At 41.8% G+C, this 22,081-nt stretch carries 26 protein-coding genes; 8 read left to right on the forward strand and 18 right to left on the reverse strand.

Going from position 1 to position 22,081, the window contains the following annotated elements; translation table 11 throughout:
* Nucleotides 1-50: 50 nt before the first annotated feature.
* From F946_RS03635 to F946_RS03655, 5 genes are all read left to right on the forward strand, one after another.
* Nucleotides 51-752, forward strand: coding sequence for a TetR/AcrR family transcriptional regulator (locus F946_RS03635; RefSeq protein ID WP_005400842.1), 702 nt, complete (start codon nt 51-53; stop codon nt 750-752).
* A 71-nt stretch (nt 753-823) separates the two neighbouring features.
* On the forward strand, nt 824-1,690 hold the full coding sequence (gene purU / locus F946_RS03640; RefSeq protein ID WP_004692478.1) for a formyltetrahydrofolate deformylase: 867 nt from the start codon (nt 824-826) through the stop codon (nt 1,688-1,690).
* Between the two features lie 215 nt (nt 1,691-1,905).
* Nucleotides 1,906-2,673 carry an energy transducer TonB gene (locus tag F946_RS03645; protein WP_004979003.1) on the forward strand — a complete coding sequence of 256 codons (768 nt, stop codon included), beginning with the start codon at nt 1,906-1,908 and terminating at the stop codon, nt 2,671-2,673.
* A 19-nt stretch (nt 2,674-2,692) separates the two neighbouring features.
* Nucleotides 2,693-3,316 (forward strand): MotA/TolQ/ExbB proton channel family protein, encoded by a 624-nt coding sequence (locus F946_RS03650; protein WP_004692475.1) that lies wholly within the window; start codon nt 2,693-2,695, stop codon nt 3,314-3,316.
* Entirely contained in the window at nt 3,316-3,720 is a 405-nt protein-coding gene (locus tag F946_RS03655) for an ExbD/TolR family protein (protein ID WP_004692473.1), read from the forward strand. Before F946_RS03650 ends, F946_RS03655 begins: the two co-directional genes overlap by 1 nt.
* 57 nt (nt 3,721-3,777) lie before the next feature.
* Here F946_RS03655 and msrA read toward each other — a convergent pair whose 3' ends face one another.
* The 5 genes from msrA to thyA form a co-directional block, all read right to left on the reverse strand.
* Nucleotides 3,778-4,305: a peptide-methionine (S)-S-oxide reductase MsrA gene (msrA, locus tag F946_RS03660; protein WP_004692472.1), complete on the reverse strand. Its 528-nt coding sequence runs from the start codon at nt 4,303-4,305 to the stop codon at nt 3,778-3,780.
* Nucleotides 4,306-4,419: 114 nt separating this feature from the next.
* Nucleotides 4,420-4,878, reverse strand: a complete 459-nt coding sequence (locus F946_RS03665; RefSeq protein ID WP_004979008.1) for an META domain-containing protein — start codon at nt 4,876-4,878, stop codon at nt 4,420-4,422.
* A gap of 95 nt (nt 4,879-4,973) precedes the next feature.
* The gene (locus F946_RS03670) at nt 4,974-6,026 is read right to left on the reverse strand and encodes an Lnb N-terminal periplasmic domain-containing protein (RefSeq protein ID WP_035326376.1); all 1,053 of its coding nucleotides are present in this window, start codon (nt 6,024-6,026) and stop codon (nt 4,974-4,976) included.
* Between the two features lie 26 nt (nt 6,027-6,052).
* Entirely contained in the window at nt 6,053-6,565 is a 513-nt protein-coding gene (locus tag F946_RS03675; protein WP_004979012.1) for a dihydrofolate reductase, read from the reverse strand.
* 116 nt (nt 6,566-6,681) lie between these two features.
* Nucleotides 6,682-7,524: a thymidylate synthase gene (thyA, locus tag F946_RS03680; protein ID WP_004979013.1), complete on the reverse strand. Its 843-nt coding sequence runs from the start codon at nt 7,522-7,524 to the stop codon at nt 6,682-6,684.
* A 497-nt stretch (nt 7,525-8,021) separates the two neighbouring features.
* Between thyA and F946_RS03685 the strand changes: the two genes are divergently transcribed.
* Complete coding sequence (locus F946_RS03685) at nt 8,022-8,531, forward strand: hypothetical protein (protein ID WP_004979016.1); 510 nt, start codon at nt 8,022-8,024, stop codon at nt 8,529-8,531.
* Nucleotides 8,532-8,570: 39 nt separating this feature from the next.
* Here the strand turns inward: F946_RS03685 and F946_RS03690 are convergent, their stop codons facing one another.
* From F946_RS03690 to lgt, 3 genes are all read right to left on the reverse strand, one after another.
* Nucleotides 8,571-8,939, reverse strand: coding sequence for a hypothetical protein (locus F946_RS03690; RefSeq protein WP_004979017.1), 369 nt, complete (start codon nt 8,937-8,939; stop codon nt 8,571-8,573).
* Nucleotides 8,940-8,942: 3 nt separating this feature from the next.
* On the reverse strand, nt 8,943-9,326 hold the full coding sequence (locus F946_RS03695; RefSeq protein WP_004979018.1) for an AzlD domain-containing protein: 384 nt from the start codon (nt 9,324-9,326) through the stop codon (nt 8,943-8,945).
* Between the two features lie 100 nt (nt 9,327-9,426).
* Nucleotides 9,427-10,239, reverse strand: coding sequence for a prolipoprotein diacylglyceryl transferase (gene lgt, locus F946_RS03700; protein WP_004979021.1), 813 nt, complete (start codon nt 10,237-10,239; stop codon nt 9,427-9,429).
* Nucleotides 10,240-10,332: 93 nt separating this feature from the next.
* Here lgt and F946_RS03705 point away from each other — a divergent pair, with 93 nt between their 5' ends.
* Complete coding sequence (locus tag F946_RS03705) at nt 10,333-11,115, forward strand: NRDE family protein (RefSeq protein ID WP_004979023.1); 783 nt, start codon at nt 10,333-10,335, stop codon at nt 11,113-11,115.
* Nucleotides 11,116-11,155: 40 nt separating this feature from the next.
* Here F946_RS03705 and F946_RS03710 read toward each other — a convergent pair whose 3' ends face one another.
* The 4 genes from F946_RS03710 to tatA all read right to left on the reverse strand — a co-directional run bounded on the left by F946_RS03710 (nt 11,156) and on the right by tatA (nt 15,111).
* Nucleotides 11,156-13,465 carry a PhoX family protein gene (locus F946_RS03710; RefSeq protein ID WP_004979024.1) on the reverse strand — a complete coding sequence of 770 codons (2,310 nt, stop codon included), beginning with the start codon at nt 13,463-13,465 and terminating at the stop codon, nt 11,156-11,158.
* Nucleotides 13,466-13,637: 172 nt separating this feature from the next.
* Nucleotides 13,638-14,417 carry a twin-arginine translocase subunit TatC gene (tatC, locus tag F946_RS03715; RefSeq protein ID WP_004979026.1) on the reverse strand — a complete coding sequence of 260 codons (780 nt, stop codon included), beginning with the start codon at nt 14,415-14,417 and terminating at the stop codon, nt 13,638-13,640.
* Nucleotides 14,414-14,872, reverse strand: coding sequence for a Sec-independent protein translocase protein TatB (gene tatB / locus F946_RS03720; protein WP_004979029.1), 459 nt, complete (start codon nt 14,870-14,872; stop codon nt 14,414-14,416). Before tatB ends, tatC begins: the two co-directional genes overlap by 4 nt.
* Before the next feature lie 17 nt (nt 14,873-14,889).
* Nucleotides 14,890-15,111 (reverse strand): Sec-independent protein translocase subunit TatA, encoded by a 222-nt coding sequence (tatA, locus tag F946_RS03725; RefSeq protein WP_004979030.1) that lies wholly within the window; start codon nt 15,109-15,111, stop codon nt 14,890-14,892.
* A 159-nt stretch (nt 15,112-15,270) separates the two neighbouring features.
* On the opposite strand from tatA, the gene F946_RS03730 reads away from it, so the two are divergent.
* A complete protein-coding gene (locus tag F946_RS03730) occupies nt 15,271-16,155 on the forward strand; it encodes an AEC family transporter (RefSeq protein ID WP_004979032.1) in 885 nt (294 codons plus the stop codon).
* 120 nt (nt 16,156-16,275) lie between these two features.
* On the opposite strand, the gene rdgB is transcribed toward F946_RS03730, so the two are convergent.
* The 6 genes from rdgB to leuA form a co-directional block, all read right to left on the reverse strand.
* Nucleotides 16,276-16,896, reverse strand: a complete 621-nt coding sequence (gene rdgB / locus F946_RS03735) for an RdgB/HAM1 family non-canonical purine NTP pyrophosphatase (protein WP_035326407.1) — start codon at nt 16,894-16,896, stop codon at nt 16,276-16,278.
* A 133-nt stretch (nt 16,897-17,029) separates the two neighbouring features.
* Nucleotides 17,030-17,530, reverse strand: a complete 501-nt coding sequence (locus F946_RS03740) for a hypothetical protein (protein WP_004979036.1) — start codon at nt 17,528-17,530, stop codon at nt 17,030-17,032.
* A gap of 78 nt (nt 17,531-17,608) precedes the next feature.
* Nucleotides 17,609-18,199, reverse strand: coding sequence for a tetratricopeptide repeat protein (locus F946_RS03745; protein ID WP_004692440.1), 591 nt, complete (start codon nt 18,197-18,199; stop codon nt 17,609-17,611).
* Nucleotides 18,196-18,789 carry a methionine biosynthesis protein MetW gene (metW, locus tag F946_RS03750; protein ID WP_004979039.1) on the reverse strand — a complete coding sequence of 198 codons (594 nt, stop codon included), beginning with the start codon at nt 18,787-18,789 and terminating at the stop codon, nt 18,196-18,198. The genes F946_RS03745 and metW overlap by 4 nt, the downstream gene beginning before the upstream one ends.
* Nucleotides 18,789-19,946 carry a homoserine O-succinyltransferase MetX gene (gene metX, locus F946_RS03755; protein WP_004979041.1) on the reverse strand — a complete coding sequence of 386 codons (1,158 nt, stop codon included), beginning with the start codon at nt 19,944-19,946 and terminating at the stop codon, nt 18,789-18,791. The genes metW and metX overlap by 1 nt, the downstream gene beginning before the upstream one ends.
* Before the next feature lie 101 nt (nt 19,947-20,047).
* Nucleotides 20,048-21,745, reverse strand: coding sequence for a 2-isopropylmalate synthase (gene leuA, locus F946_RS03760; protein WP_004979043.1), 1,698 nt, complete (start codon nt 21,743-21,745; stop codon nt 20,048-20,050).
* Nucleotides 21,746-22,081: the final 336 nt, after the last annotated feature.

Below are 22,081 nucleotides of genomic sequence, written 5' to 3' on the forward strand. Positions count from 1 at the left end.
TTACTTTATGTGTTAGTCTTCTAATGCACTGAATGAATGGTTATTTTAGGATGTCTCAAACTAAAACGTTGAAAACCAAAGAACGTATTTTGCAACTCAGTTTGCAGCTTTTTAACGAGCGTGGAGAACGTTCTGTTACGACCAATCATATTGCAGCTGAATTGAATATGAGTCCGGGCAATTTGTATTATCACTTTCGCAATAAAAGTGAAATTATCAAAGAGCTCATGGAACAGTATCAAGGCGAAACGCTACAGATGCTGGCTTTGCCAGATGACCGTCTGTTAGATGCCAATGATAAAATTCGTTATTTTCAGGTGCTGAGCAGCCAGTTGTGGGCTTATCGCTTTTTACACCGTGATGTCTATCATTTGGTTGAAAACAATGAAGACTTCCGCAAGATGTATCCACGTTTTGCAGGGCAGGTAATGCAGCAAGGGCAAAAAATCTATCAGGCCTTTGTTGATGCAGGCTTAATGCAAATGACGTCGTCTGAAATTGAAGCCCTGATTATCAATTTATGGATTGTACTGACCAACTGGACCAACTTCCTTTATATGTCGGGTCATATCACTGACTCCAATACATTAGAAGAAAAGTGGGTTTGGCAGGCTCTCCGTCAAATGGTGTTCTTAGAAGGGGCCTATTTGCGTGGTGAAAGTCGAGAGACGTATGAGCGCTTGTTGGATACGATGGGGCCATCTGAACTGTTTTCGAGCTTGGCGTCATTTAAATCGGATGATAAGCCATAAGGTGTTTTGACAGCTGAGTAAAAAGCGCTAGAATACTCGGCTTGATTTTCATTTTACTGATTTAAACTGACATGAATATGACAACTGCTAACACAGCACGTTTACTGATTACTTGTGAAGATAAGCCAGGGATCGTGCAAGCTGTATCGAGCTTTTTGTATCATCAAGGCGCGAATATTACTGCGCTTGATCAATACGCGACTGAAGCTCAGGGCGGACGTTACTTTATGCGTGTTGAGTTTGAACTAGACAATTTACAGTCTCGTAAAGAAAGCATCACTCAAACTTTTGCTGCAAATGTAGCAGAGCGTTATGAAATGCAATGGCGTTTGGCGCTGGTCAGCGACGTGAAAAAAGTCGGGATTCTAGTGTCTAAAGTAGACCACGCCTTACTTGAGCTGTTATGGCGTCATGCGCGTGGTGGTTTGCCGTGCGAAATTACCAAAGTGATTTCTAACCATGAAACTTTACGTGAAGCGGTTGAGAACTTTGGCATTCCGTTTGAAGTTGTCCCTGTAACGAAGGACAACAAACGCGAAGCTTATGCTGAAATTGATGAATTAATGCAAGGCAATGATTTATTGGTACTTGCGCGTTATATGCAAATTCTAGATGAAGCATTTGTCGAAAAGTGGGAAATGAAAGTGATCAACATTCACCATTCATTCCTACCGGCTTTTGTTGGCGCAAACCCATACAAGCAAGCGCATGAAAAAGGTGTGAAACTCATTGGCGCAACTGCACACTATGTCACAGCGGATCTGGATCAAGGTCCGATCATTGAGCAAGATGTAGAGCGTGTGAACCATGATTTTACGGTTGATCAATTACGTGAATTGGGTCAGGATGTTGAACGTAATGTCTTGGCACGTGCAGTGAAGTGGCACTTAGAAGACCGTATTATTGTTGATGGTAACAAAACAGTCGTTTTCCAATAAAAAATTGGTTGCAAGCAAGACTGAAAAAGGCATGCATTAAGTATGCCTTTTTTGTTTGAGTACGATTAGAAAAAACCATAAAAAGTGACAAATTAATAGTTGCAAATGAAAACACTTCTCATTTATCATTGCGCTACTTTATTGTACTAACCGATAAGCGTTATAGTGGAAACCAACCCAGTGGCCACTTCGCTTAAATTAGGTCACCGATTTTAATGAGTTCAACAGTTATTTCTCCTATGCAGACTCCCAACCCGATGAAAAAGAAAGTTCTTGCTGCTTTGATCGCGGTTGTCGTGGGCCATATGGGCGTATTGTGGGCAGTGAACCACATGAAAGCTCCTGAACTCAAACCGATTGAAAAAGAACCATTGAAGGTTCGCTTCGTTAAAATTCAAGAACCACCAAAACCGCTACCGCCTAAGCCGAAGGAAGAACCGAAAAAGGAACCGACTAAGCCGAAGGAAGTGAAGATTGTGGAAAAACCACAACCGACCCCACCGAAAAAGGTAGAAAAGGTTCAACAAGTTAAAAAAGCAGAAGTGGTTAAACCGGTTGTTAAACCAACCGAAACTCCAGTAAAACCGACAGTCACCACGACGATTACAGAGAAAAAAGTCGAAAAACCTGTCGTGCAACCAGAGCAAGCGAAACTTGTTACTCAGGCTGCACCAGCTGATACTTCACCTAAGTCGGTGTCGATTGGTGGTTCAGGTGTGCAATGGAGCCGCTCCCCAAAACCAGTTTATAGTAATCAAGATTTACAAGGCGAAAATCGTCGAGTTGTGGTGCTGATTGAGGCGAATGAAAAAGGGTCGATTGTGAATGCCCGTATTACGCGCTCAAGTGGTGTGCCTGCTTTAGATGAAAGGATTTTAAGAGCTGTCAAAGGCGCTAAATTTAAACCTTATAAAGAAAATGGTGTGGCTTATCCAATTCGGGCTGAGCAACCATTTGATTTAGAATTGAATACAAAACGCTAACTTTATCAGGAGTTCGAGTATGAACTTTTCAGTTTATTGGCAACATGCTGATGCAGTCAGTAAAACACTGTATTTCATCTTGTTGGCAATGTCGATTGCAACGTGGACCATCTTTGTTTTACGTATCATGGGTACACGTCAATTGAAACAACAAGCTTATGCTCAACTTTCACAAGCTTTAGCTAAGTTAAAATCAAAGTTTGCTGTCTTGAACTTTGAACAACGTAAAGCCGTTGCAGAACAAGCACTCCTTCGTCAAATTTCTGCTGAAAAAGCGAATGCTGAGAAAGGTGTTTCAGTTCTAGGCACGATTGCATCGCTTGCACCGTTCGTTGGTTTGTTCGGTACAGTATGGGGAATTTTCCATGCCCTTGTTGCTGTTGGTAAAAGTGGTCAAGCAGGCTTAGCGCAAGTTGCAACTCCTGTGGGTGAAGCATTGATCATGACGGGTTTAGGTTTGGCTGTCGCGATTCCTGCGGTGTTAGCGTATAACATCTGTGCACGTGTAAACCGTACTTTGGCACATGAGCTTCAAGACCAAGCACACGGCTTGCTCATTGATACCATGTTGCAACAAGACTCAGCACCTGCTGCAGTAGAAAGTAAAGCGACTCAACAAGGTTTAGTTGGAGGTCAAGCTTAATGGCTTTTCAATTGGGTGACGATAACGATGCTGGCATGAATGAGATGAACCTCATTCCGCTGATCGATATTATGCTGGTTTTGATGATCATCTTCTTGGTGACAGCGACCGTTGCCAATCCATCAATTCCATTAACTTTACCAAAAACGACGGCTGATATTGTAGATCCTCCACCTAAAGCCATTACGGTGAGCATTAATGCAAAAGGCGAAGTGGCTTGGGATAATCAAGTGATTAGCTTGGAAGAACTACAAACGCGTTTTAATGAAGCGGGTGAGTTGGAAACCAAGCCAACGGTTCAACTTCGTGCAGATAAAGAATCTCGTTACGATATGGTCGCACAAGTCATGTCTCGTGCGAGTGAAGCTGGACTGGCGGATATTGCTTTCGTAAGCGATAACTAAGTTGATGTTAAAAAAAAGCGACTCTTGAAGTCGCTTTTTTTATGGTGAATTATTGAGTTATTTACTGTCTTTCAATAAAGCCTGAAACTTAGAGCGCAGCTTCATCAGTTTTGGCGGAATGGCAAAGTTGCAATAGCCTTGAGATGGGTTGCGAGCGTAAAAGTTTTGGTGATAGTTTTCAGCCGAATAGAACGTTGGTACAGGACTGAGTTCGGTCACAATATCGAGACCTTCTGCTTTTAAGTCGGCAATGGCTTGTTCTGCGTCAGCACGTTGCGCATCATTAAAATAGTAAATGACTGAACGATACTGGGTGCCGACATCATTGCCTTGACGGTTGAGTGTCGTCGGATCATGAGTGGCAAAAAACACATCGAGCAGCTGAGCATAGCTAATTTGAGTTTCATCAAAATCAACTAAAATAACTTCGGCGTGGTTGGTATCGCCACGACAAATATCTTCATACGTCGGGTTATCGGTATCTCCACCTGCATAACCACTGGTCACTTTATGTATGCCCTGAAGCTCTAAATAAACCGCTTCTACACACCAAAAACATCCACCACCAAAGAGTGCTTGTTGCATTTTAAAATCCTAATTGTGTTTATATCTGTTTATATAAGGGCAGATTGGTTCAGTACAATGTTGTCTGTTACAGATTAAAAAAACCTGTGATTACAGGCTTTTTATAGAAACAATTTAACGTGGTTGAATGGCAGAGCCAAACTGTAGCAGCAAATTACCATGTCGATCGAGCAGTTTCAGAGTTTTACCAAATACTTGGTAATGCGTCACTTTTGCCAGCGCTTCTTGGAATTGTTGCGGGACAGCACTGTTATTGATACAGGCCATTCGGGTGGTTGCGAGCTGGCTCAAGGTGAGCGTATCGCGTCCGACGGTATAACTGCCCATAATGCGGTTACAGCCATCTGCACCACTGATGCGGTTATCAGCTGAAAACTGAAGGCTTGGAATATTACGTTCATTGGGTGCTGTTTTAATTTCGGTATTGCCCATTTGCGTCAAAATCCAAGTCCGTTGCTGGAGTTGTTGAACGTTGGCCATTTCAATGGTATCGGATGGAGGTGGTGTCGTTTGGCAGCCAGTCATGATTAAGCTACTCGCTAAAAGACTGCTTGCAATCAGTTTTTTTAACATGGGATCAGACTCTTATTGTGATGTATCATCTGAACTATCAAAGCAAATTTTGTCGTTGATTGCCAGTTTTAACTTGCAGCTTTTCGTTGCAGACCTTAGCGAGTTTGGTCAACGGGTAGGCCCTGACGAATGAGCTGTGAATACTCACGACTGGTTAACTCTGTTTCTTTGCTTACACGTGGGTTGATATAGGCTTTTTGATACCATGTTTTCATATCCCACTGTGGGCTAATCGCGCCTAAATTATACAAATAATTCGGCAAATAACCTGAAGCTAAAATACGATAGTCGGTTGGTAAAGCGTCATGTGAAACGGCTTGAACCATATCAAACACCAAGGTGGTGCAATTACTGGTGAGGGTGTTATACCACTTAGGATGCTTGGCGAGCTCGTCTGCCTTATGTAAATACTCTATAAACAGTGCTTTACTTTCAGCCTGTCCGAGGCGAACAGGAAAGAAATAGACTTGTTCATGACGAATATTGCTGCGGGTATACACAATATCATGCTCATCTGAGGCCACTAAACTCAGCTCATATTTTCTAAAAAAACCACCAATCGCTGAAAATTCTTCATTTTTCTCTTTGCGAATTTCAATGGAAAAGGTCAGCGGTGCGGTATTGGCAAAATCAAAACTGACCAAAGTATGTGCAATTTGCGGCCCCATCCAGTATGAGGTAATGATATTGACCCCAGTGATTTGATTCAGATTGAAAGAGCGGGTATCCCAATGTTCAGTATAGGAGCCGTCAGGGTGCCATGTGAAATTGCGGACATTATGAAGGGTGACATGGTCGCCTTGTTTTTCATAATGCAAGATTTTTGCTACTTCAGGTTGCCAGTCGCGGTCTTGGCGAGCATCTAAACTAAAATACCAAGACAAAGCCAGTAAAAAGCCAAGGAGATAAAGAACGATATCGAGGCGACGACCAAAAAAGCTTTGGGTGATATAGATGCCTAAAATGCTGAGCGCAAAAGCAATCCAGATCCCAATAAAAATACGGCTGACCAACCAGCCCAAAGGCTCTTGAATCCACAATGCAAAACACAGCCAAATTGAACTGAACAAGACAAAAATACTAAACAGGGTGTGGAGTAACCCAAAGCCCAGTGTCCGCCAAAATTCTATTTTGATCATGTTGTGCATCGTGCTTTTAGCAAAAAGAATATGTTTTATTTTTGATAGGTTGCGAACTCAAAAGCAATTCCGGTTTTGTCATCAATATGTTGTTCTGACGCCACTTTTTTAAATGCTGCTGGAATGGCAGGGTAATGCGCATCACCTTGCACATCGAGTTCAACATGCGTGAGTTCTAAACGGTCCGCAATGTCGATGGTCTGTTTAAAAATTTCACCGCCACCAATGATAAAAATACTGTCAGGTTTTTCTGAAGCTTGAACATCGGCAACAGCTTGCGCTAAAGCTTCTTCGATGCTGTAAGCCACCTTTGTACCGTCAAAAGCCCAAGAAGTGTCGCGAGTAATGACCCAATTGACACGCTTGGGTAATGTACGGCCCATCGATTCCAGCGTTTTACGGCCCATGATGACTACACCACCTTGGGTGATGGCTTTGAAGTGTTTTAGATCGGCTGAAATATGCCAAGGTAGGTCATTGCCTTTACCTATACAGCGTTGCTGATCCATTGCCACTACATGTACAACTTCTAAGTTTTGAAAGGCCATAACGCGCTCAAATGTTGGGTCATATTTCTTACTCTTCCTCAAGGAGAGGAAGAATATCTATTAGTAAACCTTAATCCCGCTGATTCAATGCGAGATTGAATTGGACTTGATCTACTTTAAACAGCAACAGGTGCTTTAATCCCGGGATGTGATTCATAACCCACGATTTCGATATCTTCAAATTTAAAGTCGAAAATATCTTTAACCGCTGGATTGAGTTTCAGTTGGCACAGCCCTAAAGGTTCACGGCTTAACTGAAGCTTTGCTTGCTCAAAATGGTTGGCATATAAATGCGTATCACCACCCGTCCAGACAAAGTCACCCACGCCTAAACCGCAGACTTGCGCGATCATATGGGTGAGTAGCGCATAACTGGCAATATTAAAAGGCACACCTAAAAATACATCGGCACTGCGCTGATAGAGCTGACAAGACAGTTTGCCGTTATGGACAAAGAACTGGAATAGAGTGTGGCACGGAGGAAGAGCAACTTGCCCAGCTTCTTGTGGATTCCAACCCGATACAATCAGACGGCGTGAGTTCGGATTGGTTTTAATTTCATTGACTAACCAAGCAATTTGGTCAAAACCATCATTTTCATACAAACCATCGGCTTTTTTGGTTGCACCGAAATTACGCCATTGATGTCCATACACCGGCCCCAGTTCACCTTCTGGGCGACCAAAACGCGCAGTTTGTTCTGCGGTTGACCATTCATCCCAAATACTGACTTTGTTGCCCTGTAAATATTGCACATTGGTGTCGCCTTTTAAGAACCACAACAGTTCAATCACGATTGAACGAAAGTGAACTTTTTTAGTGGTTAATAAAGGGAAGCCTTGAGAAAGATCAAAGCGCATTTGATGACCAAAGACAGACCGCGTTCCTGTACCAGTACGGTCGCCTTTGTCGCCACCGTTGTCGAGGATGTGTTGTAAAAGGGCCAAATATTGACGCATATTTCTCTCATATGTTGGGGGTGATTGCTTATGCGCATTCTAGCTGTTTTTTAGCAAGGATGGAACTTTGGCAGCATAGGGCTTAGCCGCATTGCCCACTGTTTTTTATGCTTCAATTTTCTGTTGTCGGGACTATTTTTATTTATTTTCGGTGCTTGTAAAGTGGTTTTGTACAGGATTTAAACTGAAATAATTGAGTTGAATTGGATCTAAATAAGCAGCCGTTTAGATGGGCAATCCATTCCATATTTAAGGACTTCGTTAGCCGATGGTGAAACATTTGAGCTTAAGCCGAAAAAGGACTTAGGTAAGGGGTAAATTTTTTTAGTTAATTTAAGTTTAAAAAAGTACAGAGAAAAGAAAACTTTAGAAAGGTTGTGTTTTATTTTGAAAAAAAATATTACATTTACGACATGAAAGTTCAATGCTGAGCGGTTAGTATTTCGAACTCGAAAAGTTGCACACCCCTAATGATTGGGAGGAGAGTTGGTTTTAGTATGCCTTATGATCAAAACGTAAATATGAATGACGTCTATGTGCCTGCGCAAACCAATATCATAATACGTTCTCAGTCAGAGCGAAATGTTACCGCTTCGGATATTTTAAGCTCGAAGCAGGCACGAGAAAGGGCTATTAGTAACCATCAGCGTGTGGATATTGAAAAATTTACAGGCTTTTTAAGAAATATTACCCGTCAAACCAGCACCCAAAAATGTGCTAAAAGTATTCGCATTGGCTTAGAGTCTGCGGGTGCACGCTTCAAGAGCCATCCTGTCGCTGCGGCAGATTGGGGTAAGACCTTAACCAGCATTGGTTATCGTAAAATCAATTTGTCTTTTGATCAGCCTAAAAAAGGCGATATTTATATTATCGACCGTACTGCAAAAAACCGTTATGGACATATTGCCGCTTATTCAGGCAATGGTTGGGTTTCTGATTTTAAACAAAGTGGTTATGCGGTTTACCGTAACCAAAATGTGAACTACAGCTATTATAGAATGGATTAAGCAGATGTTGACGGGATGTAGAGCAACTCCGCATCCCGATTAAATTCTTTTTTCACGTTGTGCGTGAATCGATACTAAAAATAAACCAATCCCACTAAAGCCGATACACTGAAGCGCCAGCGCAATTTTATCTTGCGCGGGTAGATAGCCCAGCAAACAAATCAGGGCAATTAGGGGCAGAAAAATAACCAAACGCGAAAAGCCTTCCCGATACGGATTGTCCTGAGCAATCTTCAATTGCACACCACGTAGCAGATGCGTTGCAATGCCAATCACTAGACTCAAACCAATAAAGATTGTGCCAAGCTGTTGAACTTGTGCTGCCATAAAAATCATCACGCAAGTGGCAATACAAACGATGAGTTTAATTTGACGGCTACAGCGTTCAGAATACCAAAAGTTCAACATGGTTTATTTGGACTCAGGCTGAGTATTGTTATGCAAAAGAGATAGGGGGGAAAATAGGCAAATCCCCAGCGCCATAAAACCAATCCCTTGTGCACCTGGAATCAGCAGCTCACCATCTTTAATATTCATAAAAATCAGCGCCAAGAGTAGGGCAATAGGAATCCAAGTCAGTAGACGATATAGAAAGCCTGTAGGGTTCTTGGCCGCAAAATGAATTTTGCAGTAACGACAAATCAGAAAAACAATCCCAGTACCCAAGAACATTAAAATGGCATTGAGGCTCAGGGGTTCCATCCAATACAACACACCTGTTACAACAGCAATTGCGATAAAAATAAGTAATTTTTTAAGAATAGAAATTGAGGGATTAAACCAAAATTCGAGCATGGGAGTGATGTATTTAAAAACCAAACATATGTCACTTTAGCATAATTTGGTCCTAAAAAAGGGAGCAATGATGCCCCCAATATTTAATCCGCTCATCGGATTAGCCATTATTTTTTTGTGGACCCCAATCATAGATTTTCTTTTGATAGGCATACCACATCATCCACGCACCGACCAAAATCATTGGCAGACTGAGGAATTGGCCTTTACTCATCCATGCGATGAACAGCTGTCCGTTGTCAGGCTCACGGAAGAACTCGACGATGAAGCGGGCCATACCATAACCGATCAGGAATAACGCTGAAACTGCCATACGAGGACGTGGCTTTGAACTGAACCACCACAGCACGATGAACAACAGTAATCCTTCAAAAAAGGCTTGATAGAGCTGAGAAGGATGGCGAATCAGCTGTAGCGGGTCAGTTGGGAAAATCATACCCAGTGCAAAGTTTGGGTCTGCAACTGGGCGACCGTAAAGCTCTCCGCCAATGAAGTTACCAATACGACCAAACATGAGCCCTGTAGGGACACATGGTGCAATAAAGTCGAGGGTTTGGAACCAAGTCATTTTGTATTTCTTGCACCAGAACAGCATGGCAAGCATTACACCCAAGAAGCCGCCGTGGAAACTCATTCCGCCTGTCCAGACTTGGAATAGCCAAATAGGGTTGGCAAGGAATTGCTCAAAGCCATAAAAGAAGACGTAACCGACACGACCACCAATAACCACACCTAGAGCGCCATAAAAGATCAAATCGGAGACCATGTCCGGTGTCCAACCTCGTTCTTTCGCGCGGTAGCTTGCAAGTCCCCAAGCAAACAAAAAGGCCAATAAATACATCAGTCCGTACCAATGAACTTGTAAAGGGCCAAGTGCTATTGCGACGGGGTCAATATTTGGATAGGTCAGCATGCATATTCCTAGTCATTATGTTTTGAACAGATTTTAGCTGAAAGAGATGAAAAATGTTGTACATTCAATGTGTAAAGATGATGAGTATCGTTTATGTGTATTGTGGCAATAGCATGGCAGGTCTTGGATGAGATGCCATTGTGTTTGATTTCAAATCGAGATGAGTTCTATCAGCGCCCTTCGAGCCATTTAAAGCAATGGGAAAATAGTCCGATTATTGCAGGGCAAGATTTGCAGTCTGGCGGCACATGGATGGGTATAACGCCAACAGGACGTTGGGCCGTTTTAACCAACTTTCGCGATGGAAAGGATCAAACTAGCTATCCAACGTCTCGTGGACATTTGATTCAATCCTTTTTAGAGTCTGAACAAACCCCGATTCGTTTTGCTCAAGACTTAGAGAAAAAACAATGTGACTATGCGGGCTTTAATCTTTTTATGGGGGATCGGCATCAGGCGGTCTATATGAGCAATCGTGGTGAAGCACCACAGGTTCTTCCGAAAGGCGTGTATGTGGTGTCGAATGGTTTGATGACGGAACATTGGGAAAAAACCAAACATTTACGTAAGCGCTTTACCCAAGAGTTCTTACCGATGTTGCAACAATCCAACATCTTACAAAGCGAATTAGAGACGACAGCTTGGAATATTTTGGAGGATGAGCGCAAGATTATTACAGACTTATTGCCGCAAACTGGCATTAGTCAGGATATGGAAGAGTTATTGTCTTCGACCTTTATTCAAAGCCCTATTTATGGGACACGCTGTTCTAACTTCCTGCGCATGACCCATGAACAATGGTCTTGGCTGGAAAAGCAGCAGCAGGGTGAGTTCAAAGGAAAAATCACGGAACAGGCGGTATTCTTTAAACCATAAAAGATGCCGACATAAGTCGGCATTTACTACGTTTTTTTGCTTAACCTGCGATCACACCGCCATCATTACGTGTAATAACCACTGTTGCTGAACGAGGACGAGCCGTTTTATTTGCACGATCTGTTTGGCTTGCAGGCCAGTGACTGGTTGGCGCATCGTAGCTCTTAGAGTCTTCACCCGGATGTTGCACATTAATGAAAATGGCTTTGTGGTCAGGCGTCATGGTCACTCCTGTAATTTCACATTCTGCAGGGCCTGTTAAGAAGCGACGTAAGTATTCATCTGTGACTTTAGCTCCCATAAGGGTGGTCTGGTTACTAGAAGTTGTTGTAACGCCACCATCACCCACTTGACCCGGTAAGGCTGCAAGCATCATACAGTTGGTTGTGTCTGTATAAGCGCCATCATCGGTTTGAATCCACAGCACGCCCCGTGGGTCAAACCACATCCCATCTGGCGATGACAGGTCGTTGTTATCATTTAAACCTGAGAGGTTAATGTTTTCTGCCATCGCAGCTTCAGCACCAAATAAGTAAATATCCCATTCAAAGGTCTCTGCCGCTGAGTTTTCCTCTTTGAAGCGAATGATATGACCGTTGACATTGCCTTTACCGCCTTCTGGGTCGCTATAGTTACGTGGATTCGCTGCATCGGTGGTATATGCTGTACCACGGTTTGAGTTGTTGGTCAGCGTAACATAGACTTCGCCATTTTCTGGGTTAACTGCGACCCATTCTGGACGATCCATTTTAGTTGCACCGACGGTATCACCTGCTAAACGAGCAAATGTGAGCACTTCAGCTTGGGAGTTAAATGGATAAATGACGTTTTGTTCATTTAAGCCATTTTTCCCATAAGCTAATTCAACCCATTGTCCTGTACCGTCATCATTAAATTGAGCCACATAGAACTTGCCATTGTTCATGTATTTGTCACCTGCTCGGTAACCCGTGTTAACGTCTTTTGGGTCCCAAGTTGCATCCGAGACAAATTTATAAATGTATTCGCCACGAGAGTCATCTCCCATGTAGAAGGCAAATGGTTGACCTTCAATCGCACGGCTTGCTCGACAGTCCTCATGTGCAAAACGTCCTAGTGCAGTACGTTTCACAGGATTTTGACGACCATCAAATGGGTCAATTTCAACAATCCAGCCAAAGGTGTTCGGACCATTACGGAAATCTTGTGCAGTCGTTACACCTTTAATGGAAGCATCCCAGCGATCATATAAATCTTGTGATTCAACTGCACCAATGGCTGTTTCCCAAGCATAGCGCGAGTTTGTATCCAAATAAGCAGTACGGTTTTGCGCATCTTTATTCGGAATTTTATTTCCTGAACCATCAAGAATATAAATAATTTGCCCTTTCTCATCTTTTTTAGGTGTGCCATCTACATTTTTTTCGTAAAGATAATCGATGCTTAAACCTAAACCGTAGCGTTTGAGTGCAATTTTTTCTTTGTCCGAGCGACCTGCATATTCATCGGTACCTGAACGTTTAAAATATCCGATAAAATTCTCTTCTGTGGTTAAATATGTACCCCAAGGTGTATAGCCATTACCACAGTTGTTGTGTGTGCCGCGAGTTTTGAGACCCACAGGTGAATATTGTGTTGCGAGTAAGGGGTGACCTGTAACTGGACCATTAAAGTCCATGATTGTTGAGCCTGTAATACGACGATTGAAAATAGAATTTTGTACAATTTCAACTTTCTGATTCGTCTTATCTTTCTTGATATGAACGACAGAAACCCCATGTGCATTAACTTCGCGGATTACTTCATCTTCAGGACGTCGGCCATTGGGTTTAGTTGGCCCTTTAGGATGTAGGAATGTCGGATTGATGTATTCATGATTCATCACCAAAAGACCTTGTTCTGACGAAGTCGAATCATAACGGCCAGTTGAGTTGTTTAAACCAAAAAAACTCATACCATCATGGCAATCGCCTGAACGGAATTGGAAACTCGGACCAGAAGGGACATTTTGATCATCCCATGCTGCATATGCTGGGTTAATCGAATCGCCCATTGCATAGAGTACAGTTGCTGTATAGCCTTCAGGCACTGTAACCCAGTCATTTAAATTTTTATCTACTGGGGTAAATGTTAATTTCTGTGGTCGTACATTTTGATCGGTTGGAGGAGTTGTTTCATTGTTTGTAGAATTATCATCATCTCCACAGGCTGTTAAGCTTGATGCTAATGCTAATGCAGCAGCTCCACTTGTTGTTTTCTTAATTAAGCTACGGCGTGAAATGTGTTTTTCTAAAATATCGCGAAAATGCATATTGCTTGAGTTGTTGTTATCGAGTTCTTGATCTTCGTGATAAGGCGTTTGATATGTCATGTCTTTTCCTAGCGTCTTTGCTTGGTCGTTTTTAGAAAGTTACAAACAAGGTAAAGCGTCAATATGACCGCGTGGTGAAGTTTATATGTCAAAAACATGAAATGATCGGTAGCACATTTAGCCATAAAAAAAGCAGGCAATTTTGCCTGCTCATTGTTTTCAATCGGGGAGCTTAAGCTTCAGCAGCTCGCTTTTTTTCAATCAATTTTCCAAAAAAGAGACCAATCTCAAATAAAAGCCACATCGGTATCGCGAGCATAATCATCGAAAGAGCATCAGGTGGAGTCACAAACATTGCAACAAAAAAACAGCCGACAATAATGAATTTTCGTTTTTCAACCAATTGTTGTGTGCTCACCACCCCAATCAAGATGAGTATCAAGGTAACAATAGGAATTTCAAATGTTAAGCCAAAAACCAAAAATAGTTTTAGACAGAAGCTGAGATAGCTGTTGATGTCTGTCATTGGGGCCACAGTGTCAGGGGAAACACTGATAAAAAAGTGCAAAATGGATGGCAGTGCAATGAAATAAGCGAAAGCCACACCAGCATAAAACAAAGCAATACTACCAATCAAAAGAGGCGTTGCGAGCGATTTTTCTTTTTCGTATAGCGCAGGTTTTACAAAAGCCCAAAGCTGATAAATGATAAAAGGCATGGCCAGCATGAGAGCCACAAAAAAGTTCAGTTTAAATGGTGCCATGAAGGTGGCAGTAACATCCGTTGCAATCATAGATGAGCTAACTGGAAGTTGTGCTCGTAAGGGTTCAGATAGCATTTGGTAGCTATGATTGGCAAAAGGCAATAAACAAAAAAACAAAATGAGAATTAAACCGACGATTTTAAATAAATGACCTCTTAAGATGATCAAGTGCTTAGTAATCGGCATTTCTTCAAGCAGCAGTTGCTCTGAATCTCGAGTCACTACAGGGCTTAAGTTGTTAGATTTCATACAGCCTCCCGCATCGGTTCAAAGCTATTTTGAACACAGCCTAAATAAGGTACCGAATCTACAGATGACTTTTGTTTCATAGGTTGAAGTGTCAGTAATACAGGTGCCTTTTGATTCACATACTGATAAGTATGGGAGATATTTTTATTATCGAGTATGGCAGTTTCTTGGTGCTTTTCATTTGCCAAAATATTTTGTTGTTGTATGTGTTGCATTTGAGCTTGCATCTTTTGTTCAAGCTCCTGAATTCGCTTCATTTCATTTTGCATTTGTTCACGTAATTCAGACATCCGTAGCTCACGGTCAATGTCATTTTGCACATTACTGACCATGCGTTTGACTTTGCCATACCACTTGCCCGCAAAGCGCGCTGCTTCAGGTAATTTCTCTGGTCCAAGAACCAATAGTGCGATAATGCCAAACACCAAAAGCTCTGTCATGCCGATATTGAGCATCGCAAAACTCCAATGACTTAATGTTTGACGGTTGAGTTGCTTGTGTTGCTATTTTGATGTTCTAAGGTGCGTGGTTCATTGAGTTGAGCTGCTTCAGCGTCCTCATCACGGATTGATTTTTTAAAGTCTTTCACGGCACCGCCGACATCTTTACCTAAGTTCTTAAGTTTGGCTGTACCAAAAAGAAGAATAACCACAATTGCAAAAATCAGTACGTGCCAAATTGATAGTCCCGCCATGGGTAGATCCTCATCATTTTTCGTTTTCCCTATATCAACAGGCTTGTGTGACATTGCGGTGACGATGATGTTTCAATTTCAAGACAAAACGATCGCTTCGCACTGATTTTGAGAAAAAGCAGTGTTATGATGATTCGGTGAAATTTCAAGGATATTGAAGTGACTTTGCTGCTCCCTCTGTTGGCCTTTCTTAGTGGTTTATTGCTTGCATCCACCCCATTGGCAACACGGTTGAAAACAGGCTTTTCAAGTCTTTTAGCACGTTGCTTTATTCCGATTGTTATTGTCTACAACATGGTGTTTTATCAGGCTGGTAGCTTTAGTCTGATGTTATTCAGTTTTGTAGTGGCAGTGCTCTTATTTTACTTTTTCCTCTATTTTTCAGAGAATAAATTAAGCGCCCTATGTTTTAGTTATGTCAATATGGCATGGCTAGGCTTTCCTTTTGCGATTGCGTTGTTTGGCACAAAAATTAGTCCAGCAATGGTGGCGCTATACATCGGTGGCTCTATTTTTGGCAATCTCTGGGCAGTTACGGCTGTGAGCCAAACACCGTTACCTTTTTCATTTATTTTAAAAAAAGTGCTCTGTGCTCCACCCATGATTGCTTTGATTCTGGCTGTTATTTTTCGTTCCGTTGGGGTGCAACATTGGTCACAGCATGATCTGATTGATGTGGTTTATAGTGCAGCCAAATTTGGTATGAGCTTCTCTGGCATGTGTGTATTGGGCATGTGGTTGAGGCACACCAAAGTTGAGAAAGCGGACCTGTGGGAAAGTAGTCAGACTGCTTTGTTAAAATTAGCATGTGGCGCGGTGTTGTGCGGGCTGAGTTATCGTTATCTCGCTATTCCTAATATTGAACAATATATTGGGGTCATGTTCTTATTATTTTGTTTACCGCCAGCAGCCAATATTGTGGCTTTGGAAACGTATTATCAGGGTACAGGCACGTCGGCAAAATACATTGCTTCAGGTACAATCATCAGCTGTGTCGTGGTGAGTATCTATGGTTTATTGCTGCATGTATTTGCTGTGATCTAAGCACTCACTTTTAGCTGGAGATGTGTAGTGCTGCGCAAGGGCGATAGAGGGGAGTATCGAAAATCTTTCGCCACCATTCTCCCCAAAGGGAGAAGACATTGCGCATTTCAATTTTTATTATTATAAACTGGCTTTAAACAGTTGCATCGCCTGACCACGATGGCTGATTTTATTTTTTTCTTCTTTGCTCATTTCTGCACTTGAAAGCCCTAGCTCGGGTAACCAGAATAGCGGGTCATAACCAAAACCATTTTCACCACGTGCAGCCTCCAGTACTTCACCTTTCCAAATACCTTGAAAAATTTGCGGAAGAGGATCATCGGCATGTTGTACTAACGCTAAAACGCATACAAACATGCCTTCAATCGATTGACCGTCTTTACGCAGGGGCTTGAGTTCAGCTAATAATTTTTGGTTATTGGCAGCATCATCGCCGTGTTCACCTGCATAACGCGCAGAGTAAATCCCCGGTGCACCATCTAAAATAGGGATGCAAATCCCAGAGTCATCTGCAATGGCTGGTTTTCCTGAAATTTTAGAAGCATGACGTGCTTTAATAATCGCATTTTCGACAAAGCTCAGACCATCTTCAATGGCATCTTCAATATTCAATTTACCTTGAGCAATCACTTCAACAGGTAAGTTGAGTTCTGCAAATAATTTTTCAAATTCCGCAATTTTACCTTTGTTATTGCTTGCGAGGACTAACGTGCCTTGGGATAACCAATTTTGTGTAGACATATCTGTTTTTGAAACTAGCATAGATTAAGTTGGATTTTAGGGTTTTTCATTAGAATAGGATAGTGTTGAGTCGTTATGTTTAGGACTCATTAGGAGAATAATTCTTTAAATTTACATTTTGTTCTATTTCAAACTATTTATTATTTCCTCCTGTTTTTCCAAATGCTGGATGTAAGTTATGAGATAAATTGTCTTCAATTAGCTGTAATATATTTGAAGCGACTTTATATGTTCGAATTTCAATTTCGTATTCGCCTTGAAACCAGTTTACCAATCTTAAAGCGTAGGTTTTACTATGAGCACCTAAAATATGCTGTTTTAAGCGGTTTATCACGTTCTTCGAGGAAGAACCTACATACAAAACATCAGAAGGGTTGTGGTTGAGTTTTGGGCAAGCTATTTCTTTATTATGTTTAAACTGTTCGAATTTGAAACGCGTTTCTTCTGAATTACCATTGATTTCTTTAATAATATAAATTGCAAAAATATCTTCTTGTATTAGCTCTTTTCTGTGAAGAATGAAAAAGGTTTCTAGATCTTCATTACTTGAATAAATATAGGTGTTTATAGGTTTTGATTGCTTTGCTATTTCACAATCGTTAATCAGTGTATCTAAATAAGAGTAATCAATCATAATATCAAAAAGTTTTAGTTATCTTTGATATAAAAAACCGACTATCACAAGTCGGCTCTTCTATCTTTAACATTCAGCTTATTGAGCTTGAATCCATTTATCTGCACGGTCACGTGCTTGACGAATTTGATCTTGTGTTAAGTTTGCCGCCAAGGCTGTTTTCTTGCCTTCAGAAAGTGTAATCACTTTATTGTCGAGCATGCCATCACGAGTTGAAAGCTCATACCATTGATAAGCACCCATGTAGTTTTTCTTTTGTTCTTCCATCATTGCTAAATTAAAGCTTGCGCGGTTATCACCACGGCTGGCTGCTTTTTCAAAGTATTGACGTGCTAAAGATTCATCTTTTTTAGTGCCTAGGCCATCTGCAAGCATACGGCCAACATTTAGCTGAGCTGCCGAAAGACCTTGATCTGCAGCTGCTTTGTACCAAGCAAAGGCCTGTCGTTCATCTGCAGAGATGTCTTTACCTTGTTGATACTTGGTTGCAAGATAGAACTGCGCAGCAGGCTGACCTGCTTTTGCCGCTTTAATTAAGCTATTGATATCCATAACAGAATATTGTGCAGCTTGACTCGCAACAGAAGTGGTTGGGGAAACATAATCTGCATGAGCCTGAATGCTCAAAAGTCCAACCAGTAGTGTCGTGCTTAAGAATAGTTTTTTCATAGAGCGCTCACTCGATAAATTGCGACTTCACCAAACAAATTCGGGAGACGTTTACTGAGTAAACTATCTTGTTGATCCCCATTTACAGCGAGTCGATTAATAATTCTGATGTTATTTTCCGCACAAAGTGCTTCAAAATCACGGAAAGTACATAAGTGGATATTGGGTGTGTTATACCACATGTACGGCAAAGCTTCAGAAACGGGCATCATTCCTTTCAGTGCCAAGAAAGAACGGGTCTTCCAATGGGCAAAGTTAGGAAAAGTAATGATCGCCTGTTTCCCTACGCGCACCATATCACGTAATAAAACATCTGGTGCATCTACCGCTTGCAAGGCTTGTGCCATAACGACATAGTCAAAAGACTGGTCTGCAAAGCGGCTTAAACCCAAGTTTAAGTCTTGTTGGATAATATTTAACCCGCGACCGACTGCAATTGCAATCTTTTCTTGATCAATTTCCAGTCCATATGCGCGAATATTGTGCTTTTTACTCATATGGGCCAGTAATTCACCGTCACCACAACCTAAATCGAGTACGCTAGAATCAGGTTTGATCCATTTTTCTGCCAGTTGATGATCAATACGCATTACACAGCCTCCTGAGTTGCTTGAAGGTGTTCAGAACCACCCAAAAATGCACGTAATGCTTTTACATACAAAGGAATCGGGAACAGGAATGAGTCATGGCCTTGTTCAGCGTCGATATCTAAATAGCTCACCGGTTTGTGGTTGGTGATCAACGCATCCACAATTTCTTGTGAACGTTGCGGGGTAAAACGCCAGTCGGTGGTAAAGGACACCACAAGGAACTGACATTTGGTCTGTGACATGGCTTTAACTAAAGACTGCTCATACTCACGTGAAGGATCAAAATAATCCAAAGCTTTGGTCATAATCAGATAAGTGTTGGCATCAAAGTTACGGCTAAATTGTTCACCTTGATAGCGCAAATAGCTTTCGACTTGGAATTCGACATCGAAACCGTACATAAATTTGCCTGACTTTAAGTCGCGGCCAAATTTTTGTTTCATGGCTTCTTCAGACAGGTAGGTAATATGACCGACCATACGTGCCAAAATTAGGCCACGTTTTGGATAGCTGTCATTTTCAAGATAGCGACCATCATGGAAGTCTGGATCAGACAAAATTGACTGTCGTGCGACTTCGTTAAAGGCAATATTCTGAGCAGACAGTTTCGGCGCACTGGCAATAATCACACATTTTTGCAAACGATCAGGATAATCAACTGACCATTGCAAGGCTTGCATACCACCCAGCGAACCACCAATCACCGCACTCCAGACTCGAATGCCCAGATGATCGGATAAAATGGCTTGGGTTTTAACCCAGTCACGGACGGTGACTAAAGGAAAGTCAGGACCATAAGGACGGTTATCATTTTCAGGGTTTGGCGAAGTTGGCCCTGTTGAACCGCTACAGCCCCCAATATTGTTCAGTGCAACCACGAAAAACTTTGAAGTATCAATCGCTTTGCCTGGGCCAATACAAGCATCCCACCAACCCGGTTTTTTATCGTCAGCATGATGATAACCCGCAGCATGATGATGACCCGATAGCGCATGGCAAATTAAAATCGCATTGGATTTATCTGCATTGAGCTCACCATAGGTTTCAACCATCAGTTCATAACGAGGGAGAATACGACCGCATTCGAGCTCTAAGGGCTCTTCAAAAGTAAACTTTTGTGGACTAACGATACCCACGGAGTCAGCAGGAAAAGACACAGGAATAATTCGCCTTAAATCTTTGGGATTAATAAACAAAAGGATACCACTTGAGGGTATCCTTCTAAAGTCATTTTAGTGCTAATTATTATTGCTAATACTTATACCGCAGCAGCAATCACTTGATCTGTGCTTAACACACCTTGATCAATTAAGCGGTTGGTACATGCAATAATAGCTTCAATCGATGAGGTCACAATGTTGTCGTGAATACCTGCACCGAAGGCTGATTTCCCCGTTCCTTTGACTTGTAACTCAACCAAAGCCAAGGCTTTTGCATTTGCCCCAGAGCTAATACCACGCTCTTCGTAGCTCAAGACGTCGATTGGTAATTGTAACGCATCCAACATTGCAGAGATTGGACCGTTACCTTCGCCACGTAATTGCTGAGTTTCACCATTCACTTCAACTTCAAGCTCAACCACTTGTTTGCCGTTGTTGTCATACAAACGGTAGTTCTTAGTCGAGTAATGCGTATCTTTGGTGTCTACATAAGTTTCTTTGAACAATTTCCAAATTTCTTGTGCGGTAATTTCAGTGCCTTCTTCATCGGTACGTTTTTGTACGGTTTGAGAGAATTCAATTTGGATACGACGTGGTAATACTACGTTGTAATTTGCTTCTAACAAGTAAGCAATACCACCTTTACCTGACTGTGAATTGACGCGAATCACAGCATCATAGTCGCGGCCCAAGTCTTTCGGGTCGATGGGTAAGTATGGCATATCCCAAATTTCTTCGTTCTTTTGGAACTCAAACCCTTTTTTAATGGCGTCTTGATGCGAACCAGAGAATGCGGTGAAGACCAAATCACCTGCATATGGGTGGCGAGGGTGAACAGGTAAACCTGTACATTCTTCTACCGTTGCAATGATTTCATTGATATTTGAAAAATCTAAGTTTGGCGCAACACCTTGAGAGTACATATTCAAAGCAATCGCAGCAACGTCGACGTTACCAGTACGTTCGCCATTACCAAACACACAACCTTCGACACGGTCTGCACCGGCCATAATGGCCAATTCTGATGCAGCAATCCCACAGCCACGATCGTTGTGACAGTGCACAGAGATAATCACGCCATCACGACGGGCGATATTGCGGTGCATCCATTCAACTTGGTCTGCATAAACATTCGGTGTCGAAACTTCAACCGTAGCAGGTAAGTTTAAAATCACTTTATTGGTTGGCGATGCTTCCCAAATTTCGGTAACTGCATCACACACGTCTTTTGCAACCTCTAATTCGGTTGCAGAGAAACACTCTGGGCTGTACTGGAACACCCACTCCGTTTCAGGATATTGCGCTGCATATTCTTTGACTTTGCTGGCTGCATTAACGGCCAATTGCTTCGCACCTGCAACATCGACATTTAAGACTTTTTGGCGGAAAGTGGGAGCATTTGAATTATAAATATGTACGATGGCACGTTTTGCGCCCGCTAATGACTCAAAAGTACGTTGGATCAAATGATCACGTGCTTGAACTAAAACTTCGATATACACATCATCTGGAATGTGATTTTCTTCGATCAATTTACGGGTAAAGTCAAAGTCAATTTGAGAGGCTGAAGGGAAACCGATTTCAATATTCTTGAATCCAATTTTCACCAACATTTGGAACATTTTAAATTTTTGTTCCATGTCCATCGGTTCAAAAATCGCTTGGTTACCATCACGCAGGTCAGTACTCATCCAAATAGGCGCTTTTGTAATTTCGTTGTTTGGCCATTGACGGTCTGGCAAGTCAACACGTTGATACATGCGACGATATTTTTTACTTGGATCAGCCAACATCATGAGGTAACTCCTTACATAGTACGGGTTGCAATTGAGTGGGTAATAAAAAGCAACCTACTATTTATATAGATTGTGTCTATGGTCTCTATTTACAAGGGAGTCTTCAGGGTGTTTGTAAACGTAAATATTTGATACGACTTAGATTTACCGTGAGTAACCTTGTAACGTTATATTTAAGAGTTTAATCCAGTTCGGCCGAAAAGATTTTTCTTTTTTTATGGCTTTTAGTCGTATCTGAAAAAATATTTCCCTTTAATTTGATATATAGGGGAAATATTTCCGTGTATTTTTGAGATGTGTTTAATCTTTTTCTTCATTTTACGAATTTGGTTTATT

Origin of the sequence: Acinetobacter johnsonii ANC 3681 (genome assembly GCF_000368805.1) — a bacterium.
Taxonomy (GTDB): domain Bacteria; phylum Pseudomonadota; class Gammaproteobacteria; order Pseudomonadales; family Moraxellaceae; genus Acinetobacter; species Acinetobacter johnsonii.

Coding starts and splice junctions, on each gene's coding strand:
- F946_RS03635 (WP_005400842.1), top strand. CDS start 51: ATGTCTCAAACTAAAACGTTGAAAACCAAAGAACGTATTTTGCAACTC.
- purU (WP_004692478.1), top strand. CDS start 824: ATGAATATGACAACTGCTAACACAGCACGTTTACTGATTACTTGTGAA.
- F946_RS03645 (WP_004979003.1), top strand. CDS start 1,906: ATGAGTTCAACAGTTATTTCTCCTATGCAGACTCCCAACCCGATGAAA.
- F946_RS03650 (WP_004692475.1), top strand. CDS start 2,693: ATGAACTTTTCAGTTTATTGGCAACATGCTGATGCAGTCAGTAAAACA.
- F946_RS03655 (WP_004692473.1), top strand. CDS start 3,316: ATGGCTTTTCAATTGGGTGACGATAACGATGCTGGCATGAATGAGATG.
- msrA (WP_004692472.1), bottom strand. CDS start 4,305: ATGCAACAAGCACTCTTTGGTGGTGGATGTTTTTGGTGTGTAGAAGCG.
- F946_RS03665 (WP_004979008.1), bottom strand. CDS start 4,878: ATGTTAAAAAAACTGATTGCAAGCAGTCTTTTAGCGAGTAGCTTAATC.
- F946_RS03670 (WP_035326376.1), bottom strand. CDS start 6,026: ATGCACAACATGATCAAAATAGAATTTTGGCGGACACTGGGCTTTGGG.
- F946_RS03675 (WP_004979012.1), bottom strand. CDS start 6,565: ATGGCCTTTCAAAACTTAGAAGTTGTACATGTAGTGGCAATGGATCAG.
- thyA (WP_004979013.1), bottom strand. CDS start 7,524: ATGCGTCAATATTTGGCCCTTTTACAACACATCCTCGACAACGGTGGC.
- F946_RS03685 (WP_004979016.1), top strand. CDS start 8,022: ATGCCTTATGATCAAAACGTAAATATGAATGACGTCTATGTGCCTGCG.
- F946_RS03690 (WP_004979017.1), bottom strand. CDS start 8,939: ATGTTGAACTTTTGGTATTCTGAACGCTGTAGCCGTCAAATTAAACTC.
- F946_RS03695 (WP_004979018.1), bottom strand. CDS start 9,326: ATGCTCGAATTTTGGTTTAATCCCTCAATTTCTATTCTTAAAAAATTA.
- lgt (WP_004979021.1), bottom strand. CDS start 10,239: ATGCTGACCTATCCAAATATTGACCCCGTCGCAATAGCACTTGGCCCT.
- F946_RS03705 (WP_004979023.1), top strand. CDS start 10,333: ATGTGTATTGTGGCAATAGCATGGCAGGTCTTGGATGAGATGCCATTG.
- F946_RS03710 (WP_004979024.1), bottom strand. CDS start 13,465: ATGACATATCAAACGCCTTATCACGAAGATCAAGAACTCGATAACAAC.
- tatC (WP_004979026.1), bottom strand. CDS start 14,417: ATGAAATCTAACAACTTAAGCCCTGTAGTGACTCGAGATTCAGAGCAA.
- tatB (WP_004979029.1), bottom strand. CDS start 14,872: ATGCTCAATATCGGCATGACAGAGCTTTTGGTGTTTGGCATTATCGCA.
- tatA (WP_004979030.1), bottom strand. CDS start 15,111: ATGGCGGGACTATCAATTTGGCACGTACTGATTTTTGCAATTGTGGTT.
- rdgB (WP_035326407.1), bottom strand. CDS start 16,896: ATGTCTACACAAAATTGGTTATCCCAAGGCACGTTAGTCCTCGCAAGC.
- F946_RS03740 (WP_004979036.1), bottom strand. CDS start 17,530: ATGATTGATTACTCTTATTTAGATACACTGATTAACGATTGTGAAATA.
- F946_RS03745 (WP_004692440.1), bottom strand. CDS start 18,199: ATGAAAAAACTATTCTTAAGCACGACACTACTGGTTGGACTTTTGAGC.
- metW (WP_004979039.1), bottom strand. CDS start 18,789: ATGCGTATTGATCATCAACTGGCAGAAAAATGGATCAAACCTGATTCT.
- leuA (WP_004979043.1), bottom strand. CDS start 21,745: ATGATGTTGGCTGATCCAAGTAAAAAATATCGTCGCATGTATCAACGT.